General features: G+C 36.3%; 2 protein-coding genes. Both read left to right on the top strand.

Annotated elements, in window-relative coordinates; all coding sequences use genetic code 11:
* Positions 1-367 precede the first annotated feature (367 nt).
* Positions 368-1762, top strand: coding sequence for a malonyl-CoA decarboxylase (locus OZD62_RS00710; protein WP_038198837.1), 1395 nt, complete (start codon positions 368-370; stop codon positions 1760-1762).
* A 75-nt stretch (positions 1763-1837) separates the two neighbouring features.
* Positions 1838-3634 (top strand): translation elongation factor 4, encoded by a 1797-nt coding sequence (lepA, locus tag OZD62_RS00705; RefSeq protein WP_275019223.1) that lies wholly within the window; start codon positions 1838-1840, stop codon positions 3632-3634.
* The last annotated feature ends 91 nt before the right edge of the window (positions 3635-3725 follow it).

The raw sequence follows: 3725 nt of genomic DNA, 5'->3' as shown, positions 1-3725 counted from the left end.
CATTAAGTAATCCTTACCTTTTAATCTGCAGATTGGCGAAAGCAAATACAATAGCTTCAGTTTCATGATAGGGGAGCTGGCGGAGTTTGTCAAGCAAGTTTTTTCGTTTCTACTGAATGACAGTTGTGGCTTGGGAGGTAGTGCAAGAAGTCTATTATATTACTGAATTATTAATAATCTAGTAATAGTGCCTGCTATGTAGCTAAAATTTTCCTTTAACTTAAGCTATATGTAGCTAAAATAACTTGGGTTTACCGACGATTTGACAAACGACAAATTCGTCATCCCGCTACTTGTTAGCGGGATCTAGAGATATCGCAGCGGTATGACCCTGACTTGCATTAGCTATGTATAATAAAGGGAATCTATGACAAAAGAATCATTGGTAAAAACTGATATAGTGAAAGTTGAAGACAAAAAGGCGGTAAGAAGCTTTTTTAAAATACTAGGTGGAGTGGCAGATGCTGTAAGATCGTGGATTGGTAACATCAGTCCTGATTTAAGCAACAGTCGCGATATCGATAGTTTAGTCTTGAAGATGAACGAGTGCTTAAATCCAAAGGGAGGGGAGGTTTCAGCACGTAAAAACGCTGTATCTCTTGGTAACTTGTACTTAAGCTTATCAGAGAAAGGTAAAATAAAATTTCTACAAACCCTGGCAGAAAAATTTAATCCGAATAAAGCGGAAATAGATGAGAAAATTAGAGAGTATAAGAAAAACCAAGATCCCGAGTTAAACTATAAATTTGAACAGGATTTAATAAAAATTCTTGAATCACCGCGTTCTAAAATATTGAAGCAATTTATTTCTTTACCAGAAGGCCTTAAGTTTATTGTTGATATGCGTTCTGACGTGCTTAAGCTAAAGAACCAATATAGAAGCTTGAATCCACTAGAAAGCGAATTAAAAAATATACTCTATACTTGGGTTGATGTTGATCTACTTGATCTTCGTCAAATCACCTGGGATTCACCTGCATCATTGCTAGAAAAACTTATAAAATATGAAGCTGTGCATAAAATTTCCTCTTGGGATGACTTAAAAAACAGGCTGGGTCTCTGTTTTGCTTTTTTTCATTACAAGATACCAAACGAACCTCTAATTTTTGTAGAGGTTGCATTGGTGGATAAGATTGCAGATAGTATTCAACACCTTTTAGATGAGTCAGTACCTTCAAATGATCCGAGTAATGCAAGCACTGCTATATTCTATTCAATATCAAACACTCAAGCAGGGTTATCTGGAATCAGCCTTGGTAATTTTTTGATCAAAAGGGTTGTAGAAAAGCTATCACAGGAGTTTAAAAGTATAAAAACATATGCAACTCTTTCTCCAATACCTGGCTTTACGAAATGGCTAAAAAACAATCTAAACCAAGATGTCACTTTATTGGGCAAACTAAATATAAAACAATCTAGTGCAGAAATTTTAGAAAGTGCAGAGCAATTAAAAATTAACGTTGAATGTATAAATGAAACTAAACAATGCATGCTTAAACTATGTGCATATTATTTACTAAAAGTGAATAATAGTAATGGGAATGCTTATGATCCGGTGGCGCATTTTCATTTAAGCAATGGTGCATCGATAAAACAATTAAACTGGATGGCGGATACTTCTGAAAAAGGTATTAGTCAGTCGGCTGGAATGATGGTAAATTATCTGTATGAGTTGCCTAAAATAGATAATAATCATGAAAACTATATGGTTAATAAAGTGATTTCCTGCTCGAAAAAAGTGTCGTCTATGTTGAAGGAGTAAATAGTCTCTTAATAAAGGATTGCCCTCACAACACTTAAAATGTAAAATGGTTCTACTTAAGTAAAATAGCCATAAATGAACAACATAAGAAATTTTGCAATAATAGCGCATATAGACCACGGTAAGTCAACGCTTGCTGACCGTTTAATAGAGGAATGTAACGGCCTTGAAGCAAGAGAAATGATCAATCAAATACTCGATTCAATGGATATAGAACGCGAACGTGGGATTACAATTAAGGCACAGACGGTAAAACTCAATTATACGGCAAACGACGGTAATCAATATTGCCTAAATCTCATGGACACCCCAGGTCACGTTGACTTTTCTTACGAGGTAAGCCGAAGCTTAGCCGCATGTGAAGGTTCACTTTTAGTGGTAGATAGTAGCCAGGGCGTTGAAGCACAAACCCTTGCAAATGTATATAAAGCTATTGACAACAACCATGAAATAATAGTTGTGCTCAATAAAGTTGATCTTCCTGCTGCAGATCCAGAAAAGGTAAAACTCCAGGTTGAGGAAGTAATTGGCATTGACGCAAGTGAGTCAGTTTTAATATCAGCAAAAACTGGACTTGGAATAAAAGATGTACTGGAAGCAATAGTAGCAAAACTTCCAGCTCCTCAAGGTGATGTAAATGCTCCACTGCAAGCAATTTTGGTTGATAGTTGGTATGACACTTACTTAGGAGTAGTAATTTTAGTGCGAGTTAAAAATGGAGTGCTAAAAAAAGGCATGAGAATTGTTATGATGTCTAATAATGCTACATATCAGATAGATAATATCGGTATTTTCACCCCTAAAAAAGTGATGACGGGTGAACTTTCAGCGGGTGAAGTTGGTTTTATAACTGCTTCAATGAAGGAAGTAGCAGACTGCAAGGTAGGAGACACTATCACTGAGGAAAAGAGACCTTGTAGTGAAGCACTTCCTGGATTTAAAGAAGTGCATCCTGTGGTATTTTGTAGCATTTTCCCTCACAAAACGGATGATTTTAAATATCTAAGGGAAGCTCTAGAGAAGTTACATTTAAATGATGCAAGTTTTACCTTCGAAGCTGAAACTTCAAATGCACTAGGCTATGGATTTCGTTGTGGTTTTTTGGGAATGTTGCATCTTGAAGTTATTCAAGAAAGACTCGAGAGAGAGTTTGATTTAGATCTAACAGCAACTGCACCGAGTGTTATATATAGGGTTACAACACGAAGTGGTGAAGTTTTGAATATTCATAACCCAAGTGATATGCCAGATCCAACGAAAATTGAAATTGTGGAAGAACCGTGGATTACCGCAACCATAATGGTTCCTGATCAATACTTAGGTGATATTCTATCTCTATGTGAAGAAAGGAGGGGAGAACAGGAGGATTTATCTTACATTGGTAACACAACAACAGCATTGTTAAGATATAAATTACCACTGTCTGAAGTTGTTTTTGACTTTTATGATCGATTAAAATCAATTTCCAAAGGATATGCAAGTTTGGATTGGGAAATTTCCAGCTATCTGGTAAGCCAAATAGATAAATTAAGCTTTTTAATTAATGGAGAGCTCGTAGATGCACTGGCTTGTATCGTTCACAAAAGTAGGGCAGAAAAAAGGGGGCGTGAAATATGTGCACGCTTGAAGGATTTAATACCACGTCAGCAATATAAAATCGCGATTCAAGCGGCAGTGGGCGGAAAAATTATTGCCAGAGAAACGATTAACCCATACAGAAAAGATGTAACAGCTAAACTCTATGGTGGAGATGTAACGCGAAGAATGAAACTACTTGAAAAGCAAAAGAAGGGTAAAAAAAGGTTACATTCTATAGGGAACGTAAATATTCCACAGAATGCTTTTATTCAAGCCTTGAAGATAAGTGATTGATCTTAAAAGACTTCTTGTATGGTTTTTGGCAACAACCGTTAGAAACGAAAAAACTTACTTGACAAACTCCGCCAGCCCCCTTATCATGAAA

This window comes from Wolbachia endosymbiont of Drosophila seguyi (assembly GCF_028981765.1).
Classification (GTDB): Bacteria; Pseudomonadota; Alphaproteobacteria; order Rickettsiales; family Anaplasmataceae; genus Wolbachia; species Wolbachia pipientis.
Note: the sequence above shows the minus strand (reverse complement) of the source record. Positions and strands in the feature narration are given on the sequence as shown.

Coding starts and splice junctions, on each gene's coding strand:
- lepA (WP_275019223.1), top strand. CDS start 1,838: ATGAACAACATAAGAAATTTTGCAATAATAGCGCATATAGACCACGGT.
- OZD62_RS00710 (WP_038198837.1), top strand. CDS start 368: ATGACAAAAGAATCATTGGTAAAAACTGATATAGTGAAAGTTGAAGAC.